This is a genomic window from Thiothrix sp. (assembly GCF_028714775.1).
Lineage (GTDB): Bacteria > Pseudomonadota > Gammaproteobacteria > Thiotrichales > Thiotrichaceae > Thiothrix.
Window position 1 is genome coordinate 56,585 of the sequence record NZ_JAQTLS010000013.1, and the last position, 24,254, is coordinate 80,838.

The window sequence follows — 24,254 nt, forward strand, 5'->3', positions numbered from 1 at the left end:
GCACCATGATTGAATTCAAGCAGGTCAGCAAGAAATACCCCACCGGGCAACTTGCGCTCTACAACGTCAACTTGACGCTGGAAGCAGGCGAAATGGTGTTCATCACCGGGCATTCCGGCGCGGGCAAAAGCACCTTGCTCAAGCTGGTAGCGATGTTGGAACGCCCCAGCAAAGGTGAAGTGCTGATCGGCGGACGCTCCTTGAGCAAATTGGGCAAGAGCCAAATCCCCAATTACCGCCGCCGCATCGGTTTCATTTTCCAAGACCCGCACTTGCTGTATGACCGTAGCGTGTTCGATAACATCGCCCTGCCCTTGCTGATTTCCGGGATGGGGCAAGCGGACATCCGCCGCCGCGTCCACGCCGCCTTGGATAAAGTGGGTATGGTCGACAAAGAAAAGACCTTTCCACTGATGCTCTCGGCTGGGGAAAAACAGCGCGTCGGTATTGCCCGTGCGATGGTCAACAAACCCACCATCATTCTGGCGGACGAACCCACCGGCAACCTTGACCCCGAGCTTTCACAGGACATCATGTTCACCTTCGCCCAATTCAACGAGTTGGGAGCGACTGTCATGATTGCCAGCCACGACCACGCGCTGGTAGACCGGATGAAAAAACGCACTATCGTGTTACAGAAGGTGGAATCATGAGCACTCCTACCCCCACTAAAGTTTCCCCCAAACGTAACCGCTCATCCGGCGCAAACCCACTGGGCGCATGGTTTAACCAGCAAACCAATGCCGTCAAATTCAGCATGGAACGGTTATGGTTTAACCCGCTATCCACGTGGATCACACTGGCAGCGATTGCGATTGCGCTTTCCTTGCCCACCAGCCTGCATTTGTTGCTGAAAAACTTGCAAACGCTGACTGCCGATAAGCGCGAAGTTCCCACCATCAGCTTGTTCCTGAAACAAAATGTCGCGGAACAACATGCCAAAGATTTGGCAGAGCTGGTCTCTGGCTTGCCGGAAGTGGAGAACGTGAATGTTGTCACCAAGGATGAAGCCTTAGCCAAATTCAGCAAGATCACGGGCTTTGCCAAAACACTGGAAACCCTGACGGATAATCCCTTACCGAATGTCTTGGTCATCACCCCGCGCCTGAACTTGCTGGGTGACATGAATCTAGATGCGGAGGGTTTTTCCGCCAAACTCAAGAAATACCCCGAAGTCGATGACGTGCAGATTGATGTGGAATGGATACAGCGCCTCCGCGCCATCCTCAGCATTGCCGAACGCATCGTGGTGGTAGTGGGGGTCTTGCTGGGCCTCACGGTATTGCTAGTTGTTGGCAACACCATCCGCCTCGACATTGAAAACCGTAAGGATGAAATCCGCGTCACGCGCCTGATCGGGGCAACCAATTCCTACATCCGCCGCCCGTTTATCTACGGTGGCATCTGGTTTGGGTTGTTTGGCGGCATCCTCAGCCTAGTAATTGTCCACTTGGCCTTGCTGTTTCTGGTCAAGCCTGTAGGCGAACTCGCTGACCTTTACGGCAGCACATTCACCCTCAGCGGTGTAGATGTGCTGATGACGCTGGAAATCTTAGCCGCCAGCAGCCTGCTAGGGATTATTGGCGCGTGGCTAGCGGTAGGACGCTATCTGTGGCAGGACGAACAGGCTGCGTAGCCATTCGCAGCCGTGGCACGGCTGACAGCAGTTTTTGCGTGTAAGCATCTTGCGGGTCGCCGCACACTTGCGCGGTTGCCCCACGTTCCACGATTTTGCCCTTGTACATCACCACCGTCTGGTCGCTCAGGTATTCCACTACCCCAATATTGTGGGTAATGAACAGCAACGTCAGGTTACGGTCAGCGCGGATTTGCAGCAGCAGTTGCAGGATTTCAGCCTGCACCGACACATCCAAAGCACTGGTAATTTCATCGCAAACGATAAATTCAGGGTTCAACACCAATGCCCGCGCCAAACCGATGCGCTGGCGTTGCCCACCGGAAAATTCATGCGGGTAACGCCACAAAAACTCGCGTTTGAGCTGCACGCTTTCCAGAATCTGCGCGGCACGTTCAATGCGGTCTTCACGGTCAACGCCGATGCCATGCACTTTCATCGGCTCAGTCAAGGTGGTTTCAACCAACAAACGCGGGTTCAAGGAAGATTGCGGGTCTTGGAAAGCAATCTGCATTTTCGGGCGCAACGGGCGTAATTCCCCCGCCGACAGCCCCGTCAGTTCCTGCCCGTGCAACTGGATGCTGCCAGACGTTGGCTTTTCCAACTGCAATACTGCCCGCCCCAAGGTAGTTTTGCCGCAGCCGGATTCCCCCACCAATGCCATAATCTGACCTTGCGGAATATCCAACGACACGCCATCGACTGCCCGCACATAATCAACCGTGTGGCGGAATACCCCTTTCTTGATCGGAAACCAAACATTGAGGTCACGGATTTGGAGTAAAGCCCCCCTCACCCCCTGCCCCTCTCCCTCAAGGGGAGAGGGGAGCAAGATAGCTTCTGCACCATTCTTAGCCCCTCTCCCCTTGAGGGAGAGGGGTTGGGGTGAGGGGTTTCTCTTCAGATTCTCCGGCACTGCCGCCAACAACTGCTGCGTATACGGATGCTGCGGACTGCGCAACACCTGTGCGGTACTGCCCACTTCCACCAGCTTGCCCTGCTGCATCACCCCGACCTGTTGCGCCATTTGCGCCACCACCCCGAAATCGTGGGTAATGAACAGCGTGCTCATGCCAGTATCATCTTGCAGTTTGCGTAACAAGCGCAGGATTTCCGCCTGCACCGTCACATCCAGCGCGGTGGTCGGTTCGTCGGCAATCAGCAATTCCGGCTCGCACGCCAGTGCCATTGCAATCATCACCCGCTGGCGTTGCCCGCCGGAAAGCTGGTGTGGGTAATCGCGGAAACGTTCCCGCGCTTTGGGGATTTGCACTTGTTCCAGCGCCAGCATCACCCGTTCTTCGGCTTCCGCATCACCCATGTCGGGATGGTGCAGTTGCAGCGCCTCCATGATCTGTTCCCCGACCGTAAACACCGGGTTCAGCGAAGTCATGGGTTCTTGGAAAATCATCGCAATTTGCGCACCGCGAATACTGCGCAAGGCGTCTTCCTTCACCTGCAATAAATCCTGCCCACGAAACAAAATTTCGCCAGCCGGATGCGTGGCTATGCCCTGCGGCAATAAGCGGATCACCGACAGCGCCGTGATCGACTTGCCACTGCCCGATTCGCCGACCAAGCAAAAGGTTTCGCCTTTGGGAATGCTGAAACTCACGTCATCGACGGCTTTTACCACCCGCCCGCCGCTGTTCAGGTAGGTATGCAGGTTCCTGACTTCCAGTAAGGTTTGGCTCATGCTTTCACCCCCGCATTGCGTGACAGTTGCGGGTCAATCGCATCGCGGAACGCCTCCCCGATGAGGTTGTAGGCAAACACCGTAAAGAAAATCGCCCCACCGGGAAACGCCGCCATCCACCAGTTGAACATCGACGATTTCACCGCCTGATCCAACATTTGCCCCCACGACGGCTCACCAACCAGACCTAGCCCAAGGAAACTGAGTGTGGCTTCTGCCAAAATTGCTGACGCCACCCCGAAACTGACCCCCACCAACAGCGGCGCAACCCCATTCGGCAACATGTGGCGGAACAGGATCGACGATAGCGGCAAACCGCTGGCAATCGCCGCCTGCACGTATTCTTGCCTGCGCAACTTAAGGAATTCCGCACGGATGTAGCGTGCATAGCCCGACCAACTGGTCACACCGATAATCACCATCATCATGTACAGACTGCGCCCGAAAAACGCCACGAACGTCAGCAGCAGGAACAAGGTCGGGATCGACTCGAAAATTTCCACCAGCCGCATCCCCAACATATCCACCACGCCGGACAAATAGCCCATCAGCCCGCCCAAAATCACCCCAATGACCAGCGCAATCCCGGTGGCAATCAGGCCAATGCTCAAGGCAATCCGCGATGCATGGATCATGCGGCTGAACACATCTGCGCCATTTTCCTCTGTACCCATCAGGTGGAAACGCCCATCCGTTGCCGCCAAAGGCTGTTCCAAACCGTGTTCCTGATAATCACGCAGGTAATCCTGCGGCGCATACGGGACTGGCGGCATAATGCGCCAATCCACATCCGCGTAAGCCGGGGTGCGGAATTCATCGTAAATCATCACCGCTGGCGCTTTCACCCACAGGTTTGCCAGCAGCGCCGCAATGAGCGTTCCCAGCACAAACAGCAACACCCGCTTACCCGCACTCAAGGAAACTAAGGCCAACACGACTGCCAGCGCAAACATTGCCAGCACCACCACATCTTCTATGTTCAGGTAGTGCAAAACAGGTGCGGAAATTTCGCCACCTTTGCTCATTAGCAGCGGCATGGAATTCGCCAGAAACGGCGCGAACACCCCCATCAATACCAGCAAGGCAACCCACGCAAAGCCGAGTTTTACCCCCACGCCCTGCCATGTCTTGCGCCAGATGCGGCGGGAAAAGGTTTCGTGGCTGATAACAGCTTCAGTCATACGTCACCCTCGGATCAGCCAGCGTGTAACAAAAATCCGCGATCAAATAGCCCACCAAAGTCAGGAAGCCGCTGATCCACGTCACCGACAGCACCAGTTCGCGGTCACGGCCCTTCACCGCTTCCACCATCAATTGTCCCATGCCATTGATACTGAAAATGTTCTCGACGATCACCGAGCCTGCCAACAAACTGGGCAGCAACCCGGCGGAGGTGGTAATCAGCGGTAATAAGCCATTGCGGAACACATGCCGCCACAACACATCAGTTTCTGCCAAACCCTTGGCGCGGGCAGTGCGGGCGTAATCAGCATTAAGGTTTTCCAACACCGAAGCGCGGGTCAGTTTCGCCAACATCGCCGACCCACCGTAAGACAGGCAAAGCACCGGCAACACCAAATGCCAAAAACGGTCGAGCAAGAAACCCGGCACAAACACGCCCGCGATGGTATGCGGCAAAAACGGCATGTCCTGCGCTTCACGGCTGGAAATACCGGCAGTCGGGAACCACTGAAAATGCTGCACATTGGCGAAAAAGCCCAGCAGCAAGACCCCCGCCAACATGGTCGGCACTGACCACAACGCCAGCATCGACACATTGGAAGCCACGTCGAAACGCCCGCCCCGGTTCGTGCCCGCTTTCATCCCCGTCCAAATGGCAATCACGTAAATGAATGGCAAAGTCACAAGGTTCAGCAATAAGGTGATTGGGATGCGCTCGGCAAGGATGTCAGACACAGGCCGCCCGTACATAAAGCTCGTGCCTAAATCCATGCCTTTGGTGAAAGAAAACTGCGTGTACTTACCTGCCTCGTCCTGCTCAAAACCCACGGGCGATACATTATTTAACCAACGCAAATACTGGAGCGGCGCAGGTTGGTCGAGGCCGTAACGCTTATTGTAATACGCCATCAACGCCTGCTTTTCCTGCGGCTTCATGTTCAGCCCTCCCACCAGCGTTTGGGAACTGATGCCACCGGGCGACATGACCATGACGGAAAACACCACGATGGTAATCCCCAACAAGGTGGGGATCATCAGCAATAAACGGCGCAGCAGGTAAGTCAGCATGAACGTCCCTCCCGCTTATTGCGTGTATTTTTGCATCGCGGCAGGCACATACGTTTCCACAGGCGTTGAACCGAAGTTCAGGCCCAACTTGGTCATTTGCAGGTTATGGACGCGCTTGTCGATGAACGCCAAGGTCTTGCGGCGCATCAGGAAGGTGTACGGCTGGTCGTCCACCATCGTGCGTTCGGCCTGCTGCCAGATCGGCATCCGCGTAGCATCATCCACCGTGGCACGCGCCTTGTCGATCAGCTTATCCAATTCCGGGTTCTTGTAGCTGATGAAGTTATCGCCATTGGCTTTAGCCTGCGAACTGTGGAACATCTGGTAAATGTCAGTTTCAATCCCGCTCGTCCAACCCATTGTGATGGCGTCGAAATCCTTTTTATCCAGATTTTCCAGCATCACCGGCCACTCTTGCGGGAACGGCTCCATCTTCACCCCGGCCTTGGCATACAAGTCTTTCAGCAACAGCACCATGCGCTTGGTATCTTCATTACTTTCGAGGTAAGTCAGCTTGAATTCAAACGGCTTGCCATCCTTGTCTTCCATCACCCCGTCGCCATTACGGTCTTCGTAACCGGCTTCTTTCAGCAGCGTCTGCGCTTTTTCCAGATTGGCGGCATAAGGCTGCAAAGCGGTATCGTGTTGCTTGCTGGTATTGCTGAAAGGGCTGATTGCCGGTTCCGCGTAATTCAGGAACACATCCTTGATAATCCGTTGCACATCCGTCAAATAGCTCATCGCTTGGCGCACACGTTTGTCGGCGAAACGGGTCGGCTTGCCGTTGCGCTGCTGGTTCCAACCAATGTAGCTGTAACCCGCCACGGGTGGCATGTACTCGAAATTCTGGCTCTTGCCCATGATCTGCTGGTCTTTTTTCAGGTCAGCGTATTCATTCGGGCGCGAGTCGTAGGAATCAATTTCGCCATTGCGGTAAGTCGTCAAGCGGGCGCTGTCGTTCTGGATAATTTTCCACAAGATGCGGTTATAAGAGGGTTGCACGTCGCCCCAGTAACGCTCGTTACGCACCAGTTCCACGTTACCCTTATCCGGCGTCCAAGTTTTCGGGTCAGACAGACGGTAAGGCCCGCTGCCCAATAGCAACCCCTTCGACTCATTGAATTTTTGCGGCGTTTTTAAGTAAGGCTCATAAAAATGCTTGGGGAAAATCGACATCCCTCCCGCCAAAGACAGCGCCTCGAAATACGGCTCTTTGAACACGAACACCACTTCGTATTTGCCTTTGGCTGTCACCGATTTGAGCTTTTCGTAATATGCCCGTTCCCTCGGCGCTTGGATCGCATCGGTCATGATGAAATTGAAGGTAAACACCACATCATCAGCCGTCAGCGGCGCACCGTCCGAGAACGTCACGTCATCCCGCATCTGGAAACTGATGGTCAAGCCATCGGGGCTAATCTGCCAGTTTTTGGCAATCAAACCTTCCCATTCCAAGGTATCGGGGTTGCGCGAAATCAGGCTTTCCAGCACATAGCTTTGCACGCTGGAAGCGTAGGCATCGGAGGAAACCAACGGGGTAATGGTCTTCAGGTTCATCCCAAAAGAATCCACGTTCCAGTCGCCTTGCGCATAACCTTCTTGTTGGGTCATGGCTTGGGCGCGGCGGAATGCAACAGAAACCCCCGCATCACCTGCCGTAGCCGTAGCACTTGCCCCCGCCGTTTGGGGACGCACCGCCCCGGAAGTCACGGCAGCTTTCAACTCGCGCATGGCCTTACCCTGCTCCGACATCGCGGTTTGCATCTCGGACAGGCGCAACCATTGCCGGTCAATCTGGTACATAACCAGCAACAGCAGCAGGATCAATACTGTGATGAGGGAATAGAGAACCCAGTCTCTAGCGGTCAGTCGTTTTTGCATATTGTTCGTGTATACTGATGAATTTGGTAAAAGCATAACACCAACATCAAGGAGTTCACATGGGTTTTCTCGCTGGCAAACGCGCTCTGATCACAGGTATCGCAAGTGACCGTTCCATCGCTTATGGCATTGCCCAAGCCATGCACCGCGAAGGCGCGGAATTGGCGTTCACCTACCAAAATGACAAACTCAAAGGCCGGGTGGAAAAGTTCGCGGCTGAATTCGGCTCCAGCATCGTCATCCACTGCGAAGTGGCGGAAGATACCAGCATTGAAGCCGCTTTCAAGCAACTCGGCGAACACTGGGATGGCTTGGACATCGTGGTGCATTCCATCGCCTTTGCCCCCAAAGAACAGCTTTCTGGCAGCATCGTGGACAACACCACCCGCGAAGGCTCAATGATTGCGCACGACATCAGCGCCTACAGCTTCCTCGCGCTGGCACGTTACGCCAAACCGCTGATGGCAGGGCGCAAGGGTTCATTGCTGGCACTGAGCTATTTGGGCGCGGTCGCGGCAATCCCTAACTACAACGTGATGGGCATGGCAAAAGCCAGTTTGGAAGCCGCCGTGCGTTTCATGGCAGCCGATCTTGGCCCGCAAGGCATCCGCGTGAATGCGGTTTCCGCAGGCCCGATCCGCACCTTGGCAGCAGCAGGCATCGCCGGTTTCCGCAAAATGCTCGACCATTTCGAGAAATACGCACCGATGCGCCGCAACGTGACCATTGAAGAAGTGGGCAACGCTGCTGCATTCCTGTGCTCTGACCTCGCCTCCGGCATCACCGGGGAAATCACTTATGTGGATGGCGGCTGGAATATTCTTGGCATGTCAGGTTTGACGGAAGAATAAAAGCATTTATCTTAGGAGGGAACTGGGGCATAATGCCCGGTTTCCTCCATATCTTGTGCGCCCAATGTCCCCAGAAATAAATACACCCTCTGCATTCGCTGAATTCGGCCTTGCCGCCCCTGTCCTGCAAGCCGTTCAGGATTTAGGTTACGAAACACCTTCCGCCATTCAGGCCGAAACCATTCCCTATCTCTTGGAAGGGCGCGATGTCTTAGGCCAAGCGCAAACCGGCACAGGTAAAACTGCCGCGTTCGCCCTGCCCTTGCTGTCACGCATTGACTTAAGCAAAAGTGGGCCACAAATTTTGGTGCTTGCACCAACCCGTGAACTGGCGATCCAAGTCGCGGAAGCCTTCCAAAAATACGCTGGAAAATTACCCGGTTTCCACGTCATGCCGATTTACGGCGGGCAAGATTACGGCACGCAGTTCCGCCAATTGCAACGCGGCGTCCACGTCGTGGTCGGTACACCGGGGCGCATCATGGATCACCTGCGCCGTGGCACGCTCAAGCTGGACGGATTGCAAGCACTGGTATTGGACGAAGCTGATGAAATGCTGCGCATGGGTTTCATCGAAGACATCGAATGGATCATGGAGCAAACCCCGCCAACGCGCCAAATCGCGCTGTTCTCGGCAACCATGCCACCGGCTATCCACCGCATTGCCCAGAGCTACCTGAACAATCCAGCGGAAGTCTTCATCAAGGTCAAGACCACCACTGCTGACACCATCCGCCAGCGTTACTGGTTGGTCAGCGGCTTGCACAAGTTGGACGCGCTCACCCGTATCCTCGAAGCCGAGCCGTTTGATGCCATCATTATTTTCGTGCGCACCAAAACCGAAACGGTGGAACTGGCTGAAAAGCTGCAAGCACGCGGCTACAGCGCCGTCGCCCTCAACGGTGACATTGCCCAGAACTTGCGTGAACGCACCATCCAACAGTTGAAAAACGGCAAGATCGACATCCTGATCGCCACCGACGTAGCGGCTCGCGGCTTGGACGTAGAGCGCATCAGCCACGTCATCAACTACGACATTCCGACCGACACCGAATCCTATGTCCACCGTATCGGGCGTACCGGACGTGCTGGACGCAGTGGTGAAGCCATCCTGTTCGTTTCCCCGCGTGAACGCCACTTGCTGCGTGCTATCGAACGCGCCACCCGCAAGCCGATTGATTTGATGGAACTGCCTTCCACCGAAGTCATCAACGACCTGCGCATTTCACAATTCAAACAGCGCATCACCGACACGCTGGCGGAAGAAGGCTTAGACCTGTTCTCGCAATTGCTGGAAGCCTACGAGCGCGAGCACAACGTCCCGGCGATTGAAATTGCCGCCGCCCTCGCCAAACTGGTGCAAGGAAACGAACCGCTGTTGTTGGAAGAAAAGAAAAACCACCCAGCGTACAACCCTGCCCCGCGTGAACGTGAGCAGGAACAACGCAAACCGGGTAAGCGCAAAGCCAACGCCGCCAATTCAGCGTTCAGCAGCGACGATGACACCATCGAAATGCTGCGTTTCCGCATTGACGTTGGTCGCAGCCACGGGGTCAAACCGGGCAATATTGTCGGCGCAATTGCCAATGAAGCCGGGCTGGATAGCCGTTTCATCGGACACATCGACATTCAGGACACTTTCAGCCTCGTCGACCTGCCAGCAGGGATGCCGCAAGACATCCTGCACGATTTGAAACGGGCGCGTGTTGCTGGGCAAATGCTCAATATCGAACCTGCGGGTGAGGCCGCTGCCGATTACTCCCCGAACCGGGGTGGTGGCGGTGGTGGTCAGCGCCGTGACCGTGATGACCGTCGCCCACGCAGTGGTGATGGTGCGCCACGCCGCCGCGAAGGCCCCAGACCAGAAGGTGCGGCACGTCCCGACCGTCGCCCACGGAGTGAAAAGGACTCAGCCCCACGCACTGACCGCCCGCTAGGTGGCAGCAAACCACCATCACGGAAAGCACCGGACAAGGACAAAGGCAAGCCGAAACGCTTCCAGTAAGCTCATAGCAGAAAGCCGGGAATTTCCCGGCTTTTTCGTCAGCGGGCGTAGGCTTAACGCCCAGTCAGCAAGGCATACAACTGCGGTAACTTCTGCGGTAATTCTTCCGCCTTTTTCACCAGCACCCAGCCATTTTGCCCAAACAAGCGCGGCAAATAATCTTCCGCCTTGTCATCAATGGTGACGCAAAACGGTTTCAGCCCCTTACGCCGCGCTTCCTGCAACGCCATGCGGGTATCTTCCAACCCGTAACGCCCCTCGTAAATGTCGAGGTCGTTAGGCTTGCCGTCGGTCAGCAGCAACAGCAGTTTTTGTTGCGAAGGCTCTTTTTCCAGCAATTGTGTGGCGTAACGGATCGCTGCGCCCATGCGGGTGTAATAACCCGGCTGGGTTGCCATAATGCGCCCGCGAGCCAACCCATCGTAGCGTTCTGCAAAACTTTTCAAGCGGTAAAAGCGCACTTGCTGGCGGTTAAGCGAGGAAAACCCGTACAGGGCGAAACGGTCACTGGTAGCACCCAAACTTTCGGCAAACAGCAGCAGCGCATCACGCACCACATCCACCACCCGTGCATGGTTGCTCACCCAACTGTCGGTGGACATGGAAAAATCCGCCAGCAACAGGCAGGACAAATCGCGCCCTTGCTCACGGCAATCACGGTACACCGCCGGAATATCTGCCTTGCCACGCTTACGCTCCGCTAGGTGCAGGATGTAACTGTCGGTATCGAGTTCCACCCCTTCTTGTTGGTGGTTGAGCCATTCGCGGCGCGGTTGCAAGGCTTCAAAGCGGCGGCGCAACTTGCGGGCAGCGGTTTGCAAACGCGCGGGAAGTACCATTTCCTGCGCATCCCGTGGCAGCATGACTTGCAAGCGGCAGTGGTCGGGCTTGAGGGTTTGCTGGCGGTAATCCCATTCAGGTAGCGGGATGCCTTCGCCTTGCGGGATGTCGTCGTATGCGGCGCTGGGCAAATCCAAGTTGAGTTTGATCTTGTGGGAACTGGCTTTACGGTCACGGGCAACGGTGATTACGTCCATGTCTTCCGCAGCACGGGCGGCATCGTCATTGGGGTCATCTTCCGTCGTGCGGTCAACGGGGATGTATTCTGTCCACGAAAACAGGCTTTCGAGGCGAAACATCAGCAGACCACTTTTGCCGTCGGGCATCTCGGTGCGTTCGGCGCGTTGGCGTTTCGTGCTTTCAGCAGATGCTTGGCTGTTGGGGGAGGTTTCCGGCGGGGCGGGTTCTGCCAAACTGGGCGCAGCGGGCAACGGATTAGTGGTGGGTGGGTGAATCAGGCTCAGGGGTAATTCGGTCGCGTCAGGGTGCAGGGTTTGCCAAGCAGTTAGCAGGCGTTGGTAGCGGGATTGTAAAAACGGCGTATGCAACACGCCCCCACTGCCCACTACCGCCAGCCACAAATACAGTTCGCGGTTCAATTCGCGCTGCGGAAAAATGGCAATGCTGTCGGGTAGGTTCAAGCTGTCAGCATCACGCCACGCCGCGCTGGTTTTCAGCCCTGTTCCAGCAAGGCGTTGCATCAGGCTGCGCCGCGCACCGTTAGCAATTTCACTGCTCTGGCGAACTTGCAAACCAGCATCACCGCTCAAAGCGCGTAACACGATGCCGAGGGTTTTACGCATTTCCTCCAGATTTACCCGTGCTTGTGGGTATTCGCGATTGGCGCTGCGCGTAATCAGCTTATGCCAGGCTTTACCGACCCATTCTTCCATCGTTACACTTCACCGCATGAAATTTGATAATTACACCCTGACCTTATTGCACCGCTCACCGCTGTTCCGGGCGCTCGAACCTGACCAGTTCAATGCCTTGGTGGATACCGCGCACTTGTACACCCTGAATGAAGGCGAACTGTTGTTCCGGCAGGGCGACCCGCTGACCGAAGTGTTCGTCAACATCAAAGGCTTTGTGAAACTGTTCCGCCTGACCCCCAATGGTGATGAAAAAGTGGTGGACATCATTGCCCCCGGCAGCAGCTTTGCCGAAGCGGTGCTGTTCATGGGCGGACGGCAATTTCCGGTACATGCGGTAGCGCTCAAACCCGCAACCGTGGTCGGTATCAACGCGGCGCAATACGAACAGATGCTGCGTTCCTCGGTAGACCTGTGTTTCAGCATGATGGGGCTAATCAGCCGCCGGATGCACTGGCTGCTCAACGAAGTCGACCGTCTAACCCTGCACAATGCCACCTTCCGGCTGGTCATCTGGTTGCTGGAAATGCGCTGCAATGACCCCGCGTGCGCCCGTGTCGTGCTGGATGTGCCCAAACATGTGGTGGCGTCGCGCCTGTCGATCAAGCCGGAAACCTTTTCCCGCATCCTCAAACGCCTCAGCGATAAGCACCTGATTGCCGTCAATGACCAGCACATTGACCTGCTGGATGTGGTCGCGCTGGAGGAAATGGTGCGGGTGGAGATTTAGGCGAAAAACGCTTTTACCACTTCCATCAACGCTTCCACGGTTTCCGGGTCATCGGTTAGCGGTTCGACCAGTGCCGCACGGCAGGCGGCGAGTGGCTCGAAGCCATCCTGCATCAACGTGGCGGTGTACACCAGCAAGCGGGTGGAGGCGGACTCTTCCAAATCGTGTTCTTTCAGCACCCGCAAGGCATTTGCCAGTTTCACCAATTGCGCTGCCAACTTGTCATCCACGCCGGTTTCAAGTACCACGATACGGGTTTCTACCTCTGGTTTGGGGTAGTCGAAACGCAGGGCGACGAAACGCTGGCGGGTGGACGGTTTCATGCCCTTGAGTAAATTCTGGTAGCCGGGGTTGTAGGACACCACCAGCATGAATTCCGGTGGGGCGTGCAAGGTTTCGCCCGTGCGCTCAATCGGCAGGATGCGGCGGTTGTCGGAGAGCGGGTGCAAAATTACGGTGGTATCTTTGCGGGCTTCCACCACTTCGTCCAGATAACAGATTGCACCTTCGCGCACGGCACGGGTTAAGGGGCCGTCGTTCCAGTAAGTTTCACCGTCGCCGATCAAATGCCGCCCGACCAAATCTGCCGCACTCAAATCGTCGTGGCAGGCTACCGTGTACAGCGGCCTACCGAGCTTGGCTGCCATGTGTTCAACGAAACGGGTTTTGCCGCAGCCAGTCGGGCCTTTCAGCAGGACTGGCAGTTGGCGGCGGAAGGCGTGTTCAAACAACGCCATCTCCTGCCCTTGCGTTTGGTAATGGGGAATGCCCACCACCACTACAGTTCCACCTGAATATTGAACTGGCTGAGGAAATGCGCCGTCACAAAATCCATCGTGGAAATGTGTTGTTGCAGCCATTCCCGCCATTGCTGGATGTAAGCCAACAGGGCGGCTTGGTCATGCAGCGCCAACCATTGCTGTTGCACCGCCCGTAATTGTTCAAGCGCTTGCACATGCTCCATTTGATGGACGGGGGTAGCGAAAAATCCGTATTGCTCCATCAGGCGGTTTTCGCGGGCAAAGTGCGCTTCGGTGTGCGCTACCCATTCTGCCAGCTTGGTCGTCACCGCATCCGGGGCGGCTTGGTTGCCCATTTCGCGCAATAATTCCCCGACCAATGCCAACTCTTCACAGTGGACGGTATTCATAAACGGCATAGCTACCTGCGGCAACTCAGCGCATTCTGCAAATTTTTCGATGGAACCCATGTTACATTCCTATCCAGTAAGCCAGAAAAATTAAACCTAAAACCAATATCAGCCAGCCATGCACCAGCGCCTGCCACAACAGTGCCACGCCGCGCAAGGCCATGAAATCCGCAATGATGAAATGTCCCTTGATGAACACCGACACCAGCAAGGCCATAACCAGCCATTGCCCGCTGTAGCCCGCCTGCCCCACCCACCACGTCAGCAGGGTCAACATCACCAACAGCAACCACACTGCGACTGCTTTCATGCCATCACCGTATCACGTAAACCAGCGGAAACAACACAACCCACACCAGATCGACCATGTGCCAATAGGATGCGCCGGTTTCCACGCCCGTGTGTTCGGCGGCGGAATAGTCCCCGGCTTGCGCCTTCCACGCCACTGCCGCAAGGATAATCATGCCGAGGATAACGTGCATGAAATGGAAAAACGTCAGCGACAGGTAAAACATATAAAACGTATTGGTGCTGAGGCTGATGCCTTGCGCGAATTTGTCGGCAAATTCCACGCTTTTGAGGATGACGAATAACGCCCCAGAACCCACGCCCGCCAGTAACCAGTTACGGCACTGTGTCAGCTTTCCCACCTTAACCGCTTGCACTGCCAACACCACAAACAGGCTTCCGGTCAGTAAAATGACGGTATTCGCCGCACCAATGTTACGGTTGAGCGTTTGCTGGTAATGGTTGAACAGCTCCACATTGCCGCTGCGGGCAAAGGCATAGGAGCTGAAAAAAATCGCGAACACCAACAGTTCGGCAAGGATGAAAATCCACATCGCCAAGTCCCCCGGCAGGGGAACAGGACGACGGGATACGGAGGTGAGAGCGGTTGATGTCATGGGAGGGAGGTTAGGGCAAGGTCGGGCGGTGTACCTTGACTTGGGTCAAGCGCTTAAAAATGGAACGGCTACCGCTGCTGCTCGACAAACCACACTGCCGCCTCCACCCGTGAACGCAGGTTAAGTTTGCGTAACAGGTGTTTGACATGCACTTTGACCGTACCTTCGGTAATGTTCAGTTCCCGCGCTACCAGTTTATTGCTTTTACCCGCCGCGACCAGTTTGTAATGGTTTAATGATTTAGGACAGTCTTGAGAGTCCCTTATACTCCAGACAACACCACCTAGAATCATCATGACCATTACAGGCGGTAGCGATACCGCCCGTTTTATGTTTGCCGAAATCCCCGGTACAAGAAATGCATTAACCCCGCCATTACCACGCACCACGTTGCAAACGCCACCCACAACATGATCTGCGAAATCCACTGCAAGGGCGGAAAATCAGCCGCCAACCCTAAGCGGAAACTGGCAACCGCATACATGCCCAATGGAAATACCATGCTCCACAGCGCCGGTTCATAGCGTAAGGGGTAGCGCCGGATGCCGTGTTTCCAAATGCCAAAAATAACCAGCAACGGAATCCACCAAGTTGCCCATGCCCACATGACCATTACTACACCATCAATGAACGGGTGCAGGGATAGCAGGAATGGCAAGTGTACGTCCGCTTTCAGCAAGCCCGTTCCGGCATTCACCCCCACTGCCGCCGCGCCCATGATGACCCACAACAAGGGCGAGGTATCTTCCGGTTTAAAGCTCAGGAAAAAAATCCGGTAACAGAACAAGGTGACGAAAATGCCATACAACACCAGCCCCAACATCCACAACAAATGCACTTCCACCATCATGTAGTCAGCGTATTCACCCAAATGCGGGGCAATCGCGGTTCCCAACAACACCAAGGATTGCGTGCCAATGATGGAAGTCAGCCAGTCGCCATGCACCACATTAACGGTATGCGGATGGGTCAGGAACGTCAGCACACTGAAACTCAAGTACAACAACAATGACCACACCACAAACGCCACCGCCCAACAAGCGATTGCCAACTGCGCATAGCCGTGCTGATTGAGCAAAATCCCCACCAGATCGGTGGCGACCACCAGCGTGAAAAACGCGAAAACCCGACGGATATTCAGCAAATCAATCTGTACTGCTTTGGGGAAGCGCAACAAACGCCACGCACTCAAGAACAGCAGCACCACCCACGCCAATAGCGTTACCCCAAACAGCGATTCAGACAGGAAATGTTGCCCCACCAGATTGAAAGCAAAGCTCAAGATGCCGCTTGCCATGACCAAGGCAAAATAGCCCGGAAACAAGCCCTCAAGCCAGCGTAGTGTTGTGGTGGATGGATTAGCGTCGATAATGTGGCTACCTCACGTGCTAAAAAATAAGCTGAATTAGCATTCTCTAATGCATTCTAGCGTTATGGCGGCAGTAGGGACATTGGAATTCATCAAGGGAATGACAAAGGGCAACCCAAAGGCTGCCCCGTACTAAAAAACCAGCATCCAGCGTTTAAGCAGCGGCTTTACGATCCGGCAGAAAACTCAGCAGGAACAGGATTGCCCCAACAAAGAATACCACTCCCGATGCTTCGCGCATCCAATAGAACAGGCTGATTTTTTCCTGTACCACCATGAAAGACAGCGGCGTATCGGTGTAACGTTGCAAATAGGTTTGCAGAATGCCCGCACCGGTCAGGAACAAAGTGATGAACACGATGGAAACCGTCATCAACCAGAACGACCACATTTCCAACACTTGCTTGCCATTGCTTTTGGCCTCTTGCCCGCGCATCAGCGGCACGGCATAGGAAATGATGGTCATCACCACCATTGCATACGCGCCGTAAAAGGCCATGTGCCCGTGGGCAGCGGTGATCTGCGTACCGTGGGTGTAGTAATTCACCGGAGCCAAGGTATGCATGAAACCCCACACGCCTGCACCAAGGAAAGCCATAACTGCCGTCCCCATTGCCCACAAGACCGTGGCCTTGTTAGGGTGCTCACGCTTGCGCTTGTTGATGGTGTTAAAGGCAAACAGGGTCAGCATGAAAAACGGAATCGGTTCGAGTGCTGAGAAGATAGACCCCCACCACTGCCAGTACCCCGGCGTACCGATCCAGTAATAATGGTGTCCCGTACCGATAATCCCAGTGATTAGGGTCATGGCGATGATGATGTACAACCACTTTTCGATCACTTCACGGTCAACCCCAGTGGTCTTGATCAGCACAAACGCGAGGATGGAAGCCAAAATCAGTTCCCATACGCCTTCCACCCACAGGTGCACGACCCACCACCAGAAGTACTTGTCCTTAACCAAATTGTCCGGGTTATAGAACGAGAACAGGAAGAACACCGCCAAGCCCAACAAACCCGTCAGCAATACAATGGTGACGACAGTTTTACGCCCGGTCAGGACGGTCATGCCAATGTTGTACAGGAAGGCTAAAGCCACCACCACGATGCCCATTTTGGTAATGGTCGGCTGCTCAAGGAACTCACGTCCCATCGTCGGCAGCAAATCATTGCCGGTAATTTTCGCCAGCGTCGCGTAAGGCACTGCCAAGTAGCCAACGACTGTCAGCCCCGCCGCGACCAAAAATATCCAGAACATCAGTTTGGCGAGGAACGGCGAATACAATTCCCGCCCGGATTCTTCCGGCACGAGGTAATAAGCCGCACCCATGAAGCCCATCAACAACCACACAATCAAGGTGTTGGTGTGCACCATACGCGCCACATTGAACGGAATTTCCGGGAACAGGAAATCGCCCATCACATACTGAAGACCCATGATCAGGCCAAACACTATCTGCGCAAGGAACAGCGCCATCGCCGCCGTAAAATACAGTTTCGCAACTGCTTGGGATTGGTATTGCATAGCGTCTCTCCTTACCCCTGAATGTTTGGTGGCCAGTTATTGGTATTGATTTCACTGGTGTATTTCAGGAACTCGGCAATGTTATCCAGTTGTTCCTCGGTGAAATTGAATTGCGGCATACTGCGGCGACCCGGCACACCATCCACAGGTCGGGTTTTGATCCAGACTTTGATGGCCTCCTTGTTTTCTCCCATGCGCTTGTAGACGTTGCCCAGTTCAGGCGCGAAATATGCGCCCTCACCCAGCAAGGTGTGGCAACCGACACAGTTGTTCGTTTCCCACAGGCGTTTGCCTGCGGCGACTTGGGGGGTCAGGTTCTCGTGGTTGTCACGGGTCGCGATAGCCGTTTGGCTGTCAAAGGTCAGGGCAAGGAACAGCAGGATAAAAAATAACGATCCGCCGTAATAAATGTTCCTCGCCATGCTTTTGGTAAAAACTTCATGCATGGTGTGAGTCCCTCCGTATTCAAAAATGTTAATTACGGAGCGAGACTAGAGGAATAGCGTGGATGTCAGCCTTGACCTCGGTCAAGAACGAAATAGCGCCAATTGCCGGTTTCTGCCTACCATTGTCGTGGCGTCTGCCGGTTCGTTGATATGGGTCAAGGCAGCCAGTGGGCGGGTAGGCTATGAAGTACCATCTCCGCTGCAACAGGTACAACCATGCCCAAACCACTGCTCGAACTCATCTGCCCCGCAGGCAGCTTGCCCGCGCTCAAGGCAGCAGTAGACCACGGCGCAGACAGCGTTTATCTGGGGCTGAAAGACAACACCAACGCCCGCAACTTCAGCGGCCTGAATTTCGATGCCAAAGCACTCGCCGAAGGTGTCCGCTACGCCCATGCCAAAAACCGCAAGGTGCTGATGGCGCTCAACACTTACCCACAGCCCACCACCCTCAAACGCTGGCAACAAGCCGTGGATACCGCCGCCACTGCCGGATTAGACGCAATCATCCTCGCCGACCCCGGCCTGATGGCTTACGCGATGAAAACCCACCCGCACTTGCGCCTGCACCTTTCCGTGCAAGGTTCGGCGACCAATTACGAGGCGATCAATTTCTACCACGAACATTTCGGTATCCAACGCGCCGTCGTGCCGCGTGTGCTGTCGTTACCGCAGGTGGAAAATGTAGTGCAGCACACCCCGGTGGAAATCGAACTGTTCGGCTTCGGCGGTTTGTGCGTGATGGTGGAAGGCCGCTGTTTGCTGTCTTCGTATGCCTGCGGCGACTCGCCCAACACTTTCGGCGCGTGTTCGCCCGGTCATGCGGTGCGCTGGCAACAAACCCCCACTGGCATGGAAACGCGCCTCAACGGGGTGCTGATTGACCGTTACGCCGACCACGAAAAAGCTGGCTACCCGACCCTGTGCAAAGGCCGTTTTGAAGTACAAGGCGAAACCTATTACGCACTGGAAGAGCCGACCAGCCTCAATACGCTGGAAATGTTGCCGGAAATGCACCGCATCGGCATTGCCGCGATCAAGATTGAAGGCCGCCAGCGCAGCCCTGCCTACGTCGCACAAGTGACGCAAGTCTGGCGTGCCGCGATTGATGCGGTGAAACGCAACCCCGCCACCTTCAAGCCGCAACCCGCGTGGTTGACCCAACTCGACAAAGTATCCGAGGGCAGTATGCACACCCTTGGCGCTTATTACCGCCCGTGGAAATGAGGCACTGATGACATCACCCATCAAACTGGCTCTTGGGCCATTGCTGTATTACTGGCCCCGCGACACGGTGCTGTCCTTCTATGAACAAGCGGCAAGCTGGGCGGTGGATACCGTTTACTTGGGCGAAACCGTGTGTTCGCGCCGCCACGAATTGCGCCATGAAGACTGGCTGGCACTGGCGGAAACATTGGCAGCGGCAGGCAAGGAAGTGGTGCTTTCCACCCAAACCCTGATTGAGTCCGAATCTGACCTCAAGGCGCTGCGCAAGATCGTCGATAACGGGCGTTTCCGCGTGGAAGCTAACGAATTCGGCGCTGCCAACCTGTTATCCAAAGCCGGTTTGGCGTTTGTGGCAGGCCCGGCACTGAATGTTTACAACCCCGATACGTTGGCCTTGCTGGCAAACTTAGGGGCAATGCGCTGGGTTCCGCCGGTGGAAATGCCGCGTGCCATGCTCACTGCCATGCCGATCCCGGCGGGGATGGAAACCGAAGTGTTTGCGTTCGGGCGTTTACCGCTGGCGTTTTCTGCCCGCTGTTTCACCGCACGGCATTACAATTTGCAGAAAGATGCTTGCGAATTCCGCTGCATTGACCACCCGGATGGGCTGACCCTGAATACCCGCGAGGGCGAAGGTTTCCTCACCATCAATGGCATCCAGACCCAATCGGGCAAGGTACATTCGTTGGCGCACCGGCTAGGCGAACTGGTGGGGACGCAGGTGACGGCGTTGCGTTTGTCGCCGCAGTCGCAACACATGGGTGACGTAGTGGCAACCTACCGTGAGGCGCTGGATGGCACGCTGCCTGCAAACAAAGTGGCGACACAGTTACAGCCGTTCTTGCCAGCACCCGCGTGTGATGGGTATTGGTTGGGAAAAGCGGGGCTAGACCTCGAATTACCCCTCACCCCAACCCCTCTCCCCCAAGGGGCGAGGGGCTAAGATAAGGAGATGATGATGAAATTAACACCTCCAGCGGCACTGGCAAAACTGCTTGCCCGCCTGCCCGCTTACCCCGCCTCACTGGCGTTTGCCACGGCGTTCAACCTCACGGTGTGGAAGAGCCTGCAAGACTTGGACTGGGAAGCCCTGCAAGAGCGCCGTTTCTGCGTGCATGTACGCGATACCGGCATCAAGCTGTGGTTCTCGGTGGCAACATCCGGCCTAAAGGCAGAAAAAGCGGGGCAAGCGGATGTCACTTTCACCGCTACGCTGATGGATTTCACCCGCCTTGCGCTGCGGCTGGAAGACCCAGACACGCTGTTTTTCAACCGCCGCTTGCTGATCGAAGGCGATACCGACCTTGGCTTACGGGTGAAAAACATGCTCGACGGGGTGGAATTTGAAACCCTGCTGGCAAGCTTTCCCGGCGTATTGGGGCGCTTGGTGAACCGCGTGCGGGAACGGGCGTTGCGGGAAGGGATGGCCTGACGGCTGACCAAGATCGTGGAGGCGAGCGTGCGAACTATGCTTTCGCCAGCGCTGCTGCCACCCTGCCGATGAGTTCGTAGGGGATCGGCTGGTTGAGCGGGAATTTCAGATTGCCTTTCTCGTTACTAAACGGCAGCAGCTCATTGATCAGGGCTTCATCATTTTTTACCGGCGGATAGATACCGATATGCTGCTTGAACGCGGCGAAATAAATGAACGTTCGCCGCAGCTTGAAGGCTGGCATCTGATAGCTGATGGTTTCCTGCGCATTTGGGACACTGGCCTGAATGAGTTTCCGTATGGCTTCGAGGATGGGTTTGACATCGGGTGAGGCCGCCGCGATGTAATCATCAATGTTGGTGAATTTGGAGCGTTCTGTCATGGGTTACACCGTGGTGATTCTGACAACTTTGACAAAAGCTCATTTGCGCACTCCTGCTCAGTTTTACCTGACGTATCAACAATAATCCTGTGAACTGTCCAGTCATGGTATTCGCGCCGCTCAACGTCGCGCCATGTGGGGAGCCTTAATCCTTGCACGCCTGAAATTCGGGTTTCCACCCTATGGCGATGCTCGGTAGGGTCAGAACAAATGACCTCAATATTCCTATAGTCGGCCTGTGATTCGCGGGCAACCTGCTCCCATTCTCGTCTTGTTAGTTCGATGGGATTACAAGAATCTGCAACAACGCTTAATCCCAAGCGCAGATTATCAGATGCAATTCTGTAAGCGAGCCGATAACCCTCACCTTCTACGTCAAAAGAACAGAGGTCACACAGCCCTTGTTCGATAGTGTCAATACGCAAATAGACAGCACGGAGTTCGCACGCAAGCAATTTGGCAAGAGACGACTTACCGCTTCCCGGAAGTCCAGAAAAAATGTACAGCATCGGCGACGGAAAGTGTAGCTCTCGCATCACCTTACCTAACGCTTTTAGTGGACAGACCAACTGTCAGATAGGATTTTCCAATCATACTTTGACCATTCCAGCATTCATCAACCACCCAACGACACCCACATTCACCACCACCGTCAGCCAAAACACGCGCTGAAATGTGGCTTTGCTGGACTTGTGGCGTAAGACTTTTTGCGCGAGTAACGCCCCCGGTCACCCGCCCGTTACGGTAACAGACATAGCCTATCTCGTTGTGATTTAAAACCCTACACCGTAACCGATTTCTGTAGCGTCAGCTAAAAGACCACTCAGGTCTCGTGAACTAGGAAACATTTTTAGTAGTTGGCTAGACAGTGGTTCATGACGAAACACCGCGTCAACTGCTGCACTGGGAACTACAACCTCGAAGTATTCCAGTGCATAAGCAACATAAGCTTCGGCACTCCCATCGAACCTCGATAGCATCCACTCAGAGCCATCGGGGTCTGCACCGTCGGCAAACTGAATTGTACCTCGCGACCATTGCGGTTCGTTCGCTCTTCTCCAAATACAGTACGTAGTGTCTTCCATATGGAGTGCAGGCTCGACCAATAATTTGCTGAACTCTGTCGGTATATTTTCCAATATACCCAGCCAGATTTTTGGTGGTTTCTGATACCAAGGCGACATAGCAGACTCATGATCGAATCCCCTCAAGAAGCAGCCTGTCTCACAAAAAACAGCAAAGAGGTCATCCCCAGATCCGTTACGCATAGAACCCATTTCTTCCGTTTTTGACCAGCTAGCGTTGAAAGAAAAAGATCGGCTCTCCCATTCTTCCTCAATGATGGCATCCAACATTGCCAAAGACTGCATGATCCGACGCAGTTCGGATATGCTTGGAAGTGCTTCAAGATTGCGCGTGGAAATCATAACAAAGTCCTAATATTTCGACTTGGACAAGCGGGCGGATGAGCGTTGATTGGATGAAATCACTGGCTACCACCGTGCTGATTATTATCTCTGATGAATTCATGGAATGCGGCTCCAGTTTAACCCCGACGTGGTGGCAACGAATACGTCCCCACCACATGCGCGACGGGTTCCGGCTTGCCTTGCGAATACAGCGAGACTTCGCCGACGACCAGCGTTTTGCCGACTTTGATCAGTTTACATTCCGCTACAATGGGTTTGTCACCATCCGGTTTGCGCAGGAAATTGACGGTCAGGCTGGTGGTCGCTGCCATCGGCGTGATGCCAAGCTCGCCGTGAATGGCGACATACAGCGCGACATCGGCGACACCCATCAGCACCGGGCCGGAAACCGTACCGCCGGGGCGCAATTCATCCACGCCGACATCGTGCGTCAGGGTTGCGCCGCCATTGCCGACGGACAGCACCACGCATTTGGTTTGCGGGAACTCTGTTGCGATGAATGCCGCCACTTCGTCCAATGTCGCCATCTTGCCCGCTCCCCTTAGCCTGCCACCGGATAATCCGTATACCCCTGCGCCGGATCAGCCAGCCCTACCCCGTAGAATGTCTGGAAATCGGGCGGATTCAACGGCAAGTTTTCCTGCAAACGGCGCGGCAAATCCGGCGTGGTGATGAATGCCTTGCCGAAAGAAACCGCGTCGGCATTACCCGCATCCAGCACTTGTTGGGCACTGGCTGCGTCAAAACCTTCGTTGACGATGAAGAAACCGCCGAACGCCTGTTTCAGTGCCGGACTGATGCTGTCTTCCGCAAGGTGTTCGCGGGTAAAGATGAACGCGATTTTGCGCTTACCCAGCTCTTGCGCCACATAACTGAAGGTCGCCAGCGGGTTGGAATCGCCCATCGTGTGCGAATCGCAACGCGGTGCAAGGTGTACGCCGACCCGCCCTGCGCCCCACACGCCAATCACCGCATCGGTCACTTCCAGCAACAAACGTGCGCGGTTTTCCAGCGAGCCGCCGTAAGCATCGGTACGTTTATTGGTGCTGTCTTGCAGGAATTGGTCGAGCAAATAGCCATTCGCGCCGTGGACTTCCACCCCGTCAAAACCTGCCAGTTTGGCGTTTTCCGCGCCCAAACGGTAAGCCGCGACAATGCCGGGAATCTCATCGGTTGCCAGCGCACGCGGCACTTCGTAATTTTTCTCTGGGCGCACCAGACTGACATGCCCTTCGGCAGCAATCGCACTGGGGGCAACTGGCAATTCGCCATTCAAATAGCTGGAGTCGGAAATGCGCCCGACGTGCCAAAGCTGCAAGAAGATCAGCCCGCCTGCTTGGTGTACTGCGTCGATGATCAGTTTCCAGCCTTCGACTTGTTCCGCCGACCAGATGCCCGGTGTATCGGGATAGCCGACGCCCATCGGGGTGACGGACGTGGCTTCGGTCAAAATTAAGCCCGCGCTGGCACGTTGCTGGTAATACGCTGCCATCAGCGCGTTCGGCACACGCCCTGCACTGGCGCGGCAACGGGTGAGTGGAGCCATGATGACGCGGTTACGTAAGGTGAGGTCGCCCAGTTGGGCGCTGTCGAATAAGGTAGTCATTGCGGGTCTCCCTGCTTGTTT

26 protein-coding genes are annotated in these 24,254 nt (G+C 55.2%); 8 read left to right on the plus strand and 18 right to left on the minus strand.

The annotated features are described in order from the left end of the window. The first annotated feature begins 5 nt into the window (after positions 1–5). A complete protein-coding gene (ftsE, locus tag PHE17_RS13305) occupies positions 6–653 on the plus strand; it encodes a cell division ATP-binding protein FtsE (protein WP_301016365.1) in 648 nt (215 codons plus the stop codon). After that, the gene (gene ftsX, locus PHE17_RS13310; RefSeq protein WP_301016366.1) at positions 650–1,636 is read left to right on the plus strand and encodes a permease-like cell division protein FtsX; all 987 of its coding nucleotides are present in this window, start codon (positions 650–652) and stop codon (positions 1,634–1,636) included. The genes ftsE and ftsX overlap by 4 nt, the downstream gene beginning before the upstream one ends. Here the strand turns inward: ftsX and PHE17_RS13315 are convergent. The 4 genes from PHE17_RS13315 to PHE17_RS13330 are packed head-to-tail and all read right to left on the minus strand — an operon-like array spanning position 1,578 to position 7,463. Then, positions 1,578–3,332 (minus strand): dipeptide ABC transporter ATP-binding protein, encoded by a 1,755-nt coding sequence (locus tag PHE17_RS13315; RefSeq protein ID WP_301016367.1) that lies wholly within the window; start codon positions 3,330–3,332, stop codon positions 1,578–1,580. The two genes, ftsX and PHE17_RS13315, sit on opposite strands and share 59 nt — an antisense overlap. Beyond that, on the minus strand, positions 3,329–4,513 hold the full coding sequence (locus tag PHE17_RS13320) for an ABC transporter permease (protein WP_301016368.1): 1,185 nt from the start codon (positions 4,511–4,513) through the stop codon (positions 3,329–3,331). The genes PHE17_RS13315 and PHE17_RS13320 overlap by 4 nt, the downstream gene beginning before the upstream one ends. After that, on the minus strand, positions 4,506–5,582 hold the full coding sequence (locus PHE17_RS13325; RefSeq protein ID WP_301016369.1) for an ABC transporter permease: 1,077 nt from the start codon (positions 5,580–5,582) through the stop codon (positions 4,506–4,508). Before PHE17_RS13325 ends, PHE17_RS13320 begins: the two co-directional genes overlap by 8 nt. Positions 5,583–5,597: 15 nt before the next feature. Continuing rightward, positions 5,598–7,463, minus strand: a complete 1,866-nt coding sequence (locus PHE17_RS13330) for a peptide-binding protein (RefSeq protein WP_301016370.1) — start codon at positions 7,461–7,463, stop codon at positions 5,598–5,600. 59 nt (positions 7,464–7,522) lie between these two features. Between PHE17_RS13330 and PHE17_RS13335 the strand changes: the two genes are divergently transcribed. Both PHE17_RS13335 and PHE17_RS13340 read left to right on the plus strand, forming a co-directional pair. Next, a complete protein-coding gene (locus PHE17_RS13335; RefSeq protein ID WP_301016371.1) occupies positions 7,523–8,314 on the plus strand; it encodes an enoyl-ACP reductase in 792 nt (263 codons plus the stop codon). A 64-nt stretch (positions 8,315–8,378) separates the two neighbouring features. Then, positions 8,379–10,319, plus strand: a complete 1,941-nt coding sequence (locus PHE17_RS13340; RefSeq protein WP_301016372.1) for a DEAD/DEAH box helicase — start codon at positions 8,379–8,381, stop codon at positions 10,317–10,319. 53 nt (positions 10,320–10,372) lie between these two features. Here PHE17_RS13340 and PHE17_RS13345 read toward each other — a convergent pair whose 3' ends face one another. Then, positions 10,373–12,052: a VWA domain-containing protein gene (locus tag PHE17_RS13345; RefSeq protein ID WP_301016373.1), complete on the minus strand. Its 1,680-nt coding sequence runs from the start codon at positions 12,050–12,052 to the stop codon at positions 10,373–10,375. 16 nt (positions 12,053–12,068) lie between these two features. Here PHE17_RS13345 and PHE17_RS13350 point away from each other — a divergent pair, with 16 nt between their 5' ends. Further along, a complete protein-coding gene (locus PHE17_RS13350; protein WP_301016374.1) occupies positions 12,069–12,761 on the plus strand; it encodes a Crp/Fnr family transcriptional regulator in 693 nt (230 codons plus the stop codon). On the opposite strand, the gene PHE17_RS13355 is transcribed toward PHE17_RS13350, so the two are convergent. From PHE17_RS13355 to PHE17_RS13390, 8 genes are all read right to left on the minus strand, one after another. Continuing rightward, positions 12,758–13,621 carry a CbbQ/NirQ/NorQ/GpvN family protein gene (locus tag PHE17_RS13355; RefSeq protein ID WP_301016375.1) on the minus strand — a complete coding sequence of 288 codons (864 nt, stop codon included), beginning with the start codon at positions 13,619–13,621 and terminating at the stop codon, positions 12,758–12,760. The two genes, PHE17_RS13350 and PHE17_RS13355, sit on opposite strands and share 4 nt — an antisense overlap. After that, positions 13,540–13,971, minus strand: a complete 432-nt coding sequence (locus tag PHE17_RS13360; RefSeq protein WP_301016377.1) for a hemerythrin family protein — start codon at positions 13,969–13,971, stop codon at positions 13,540–13,542. Before PHE17_RS13360 ends, PHE17_RS13355 begins: the two co-directional genes overlap by 82 nt. Before the next feature lies 1 nt (position 13,972). Further along, positions 13,973–14,221, minus strand: a complete 249-nt coding sequence (locus PHE17_RS13365; RefSeq protein ID WP_301016378.1) for a cytochrome C oxidase subunit IV family protein — start codon at positions 14,219–14,221, stop codon at positions 13,973–13,975. A 4-nt stretch (positions 14,222–14,225) separates the two neighbouring features. Then, a complete protein-coding gene (locus PHE17_RS13370) occupies positions 14,226–14,753 on the minus strand; it encodes a cytochrome c oxidase subunit 3 family protein (protein WP_301016379.1) in 528 nt (175 codons plus the stop codon). 131 nt (positions 14,754–14,884) lie between these two features. Beyond that, the gene (locus PHE17_RS13375; protein WP_301016380.1) at positions 14,885–15,112 is read right to left on the minus strand and encodes a LuxR C-terminal-related transcriptional regulator; all 228 of its coding nucleotides are present in this window, start codon (positions 15,110–15,112) and stop codon (positions 14,885–14,887) included. Between the two features lie 32 nt (positions 15,113–15,144). Further along, positions 15,145–16,140, minus strand: a complete 996-nt coding sequence (locus PHE17_RS13380) for a tellurite resistance/C4-dicarboxylate transporter family protein (RefSeq protein ID WP_301016381.1) — start codon at positions 16,138–16,140, stop codon at positions 15,145–15,147. Between the two features lie 199 nt (positions 16,141–16,339). Continuing rightward, on the minus strand, positions 16,340–17,710 hold the full coding sequence (locus PHE17_RS13385; RefSeq protein WP_301016382.1) for a cbb3-type cytochrome c oxidase subunit I: 1,371 nt from the start codon (positions 17,708–17,710) through the stop codon (positions 16,340–16,342). A gap of 11 nt (positions 17,711–17,721) precedes the next feature. Beyond that, positions 17,722–18,156: a cytochrome c gene (locus PHE17_RS13390; protein WP_301016383.1), complete on the minus strand. Its 435-nt coding sequence runs from the start codon at positions 18,154–18,156 to the stop codon at positions 17,722–17,724. A gap of 216 nt (positions 18,157–18,372) precedes the next feature. On the opposite strand from PHE17_RS13390, the gene PHE17_RS13395 reads away from it, so the two are divergent. The 3 genes from PHE17_RS13395 to PHE17_RS13405 are packed head-to-tail and all read left to right on the plus strand — an operon-like array spanning position 18,373 to position 20,815. Then, positions 18,373–19,383 (plus strand): peptidase U32 family protein, encoded by a 1,011-nt coding sequence (locus tag PHE17_RS13395; RefSeq protein ID WP_301016384.1) that lies wholly within the window; start codon positions 18,373–18,375, stop codon positions 19,381–19,383. Between the two features lie 7 nt (positions 19,384–19,390). Continuing rightward, positions 19,391–20,326 (plus strand): U32 family peptidase, encoded by a 936-nt coding sequence (locus tag PHE17_RS13400; RefSeq protein WP_301016385.1) that lies wholly within the window; start codon positions 19,391–19,393, stop codon positions 20,324–20,326. A gap of 15 nt (positions 20,327–20,341) precedes the next feature. Then, entirely contained in the window at positions 20,342–20,815 is a 474-nt protein-coding gene (locus tag PHE17_RS13405) for an SCP2 sterol-binding domain-containing protein (protein ID WP_301016386.1), read from the plus strand. 34 nt (positions 20,816–20,849) lie between these two features. Here PHE17_RS13405 and PHE17_RS13410 read toward each other — a convergent pair whose 3' ends face one another. The 5 genes from PHE17_RS13410 to PHE17_RS13425 all read right to left on the minus strand — a co-directional run bounded on the left by PHE17_RS13410 (position 20,850) and on the right by PHE17_RS13425 (position 24,233). Next, positions 20,850–21,197: a DUF1801 domain-containing protein gene (locus PHE17_RS13410; RefSeq protein WP_301016387.1), complete on the minus strand. Its 348-nt coding sequence runs from the start codon at positions 21,195–21,197 to the stop codon at positions 20,850–20,852. After that, on the minus strand, positions 21,194–21,733 hold the full coding sequence (locus PHE17_RS21710; RefSeq protein WP_363320115.1) for an AAA family ATPase: 540 nt from the start codon (positions 21,731–21,733) through the stop codon (positions 21,194–21,196). Before PHE17_RS21710 ends, PHE17_RS13410 begins: the two co-directional genes overlap by 4 nt. 237 nt (positions 21,734–21,970) lie before the next feature. Continuing rightward, complete coding sequence (locus PHE17_RS13415; protein WP_301016388.1) at positions 21,971–22,624, minus strand: hypothetical protein; 654 nt, start codon at positions 22,622–22,624, stop codon at positions 21,971–21,973. A gap of 119 nt (positions 22,625–22,743) precedes the next feature. Then, positions 22,744–23,154, minus strand: coding sequence for a PaaI family thioesterase (locus PHE17_RS13420; RefSeq protein ID WP_301016389.1), 411 nt, complete (start codon positions 23,152–23,154; stop codon positions 22,744–22,746). 14 nt (positions 23,155–23,168) lie between these two features. Continuing rightward, positions 23,169–24,233 (minus strand): alkene reductase, encoded by a 1,065-nt coding sequence (locus PHE17_RS13425; RefSeq protein WP_301016390.1) that lies wholly within the window; start codon positions 24,231–24,233, stop codon positions 23,169–23,171. Positions 24,234–24,254: the final 21 nt, after the last annotated feature.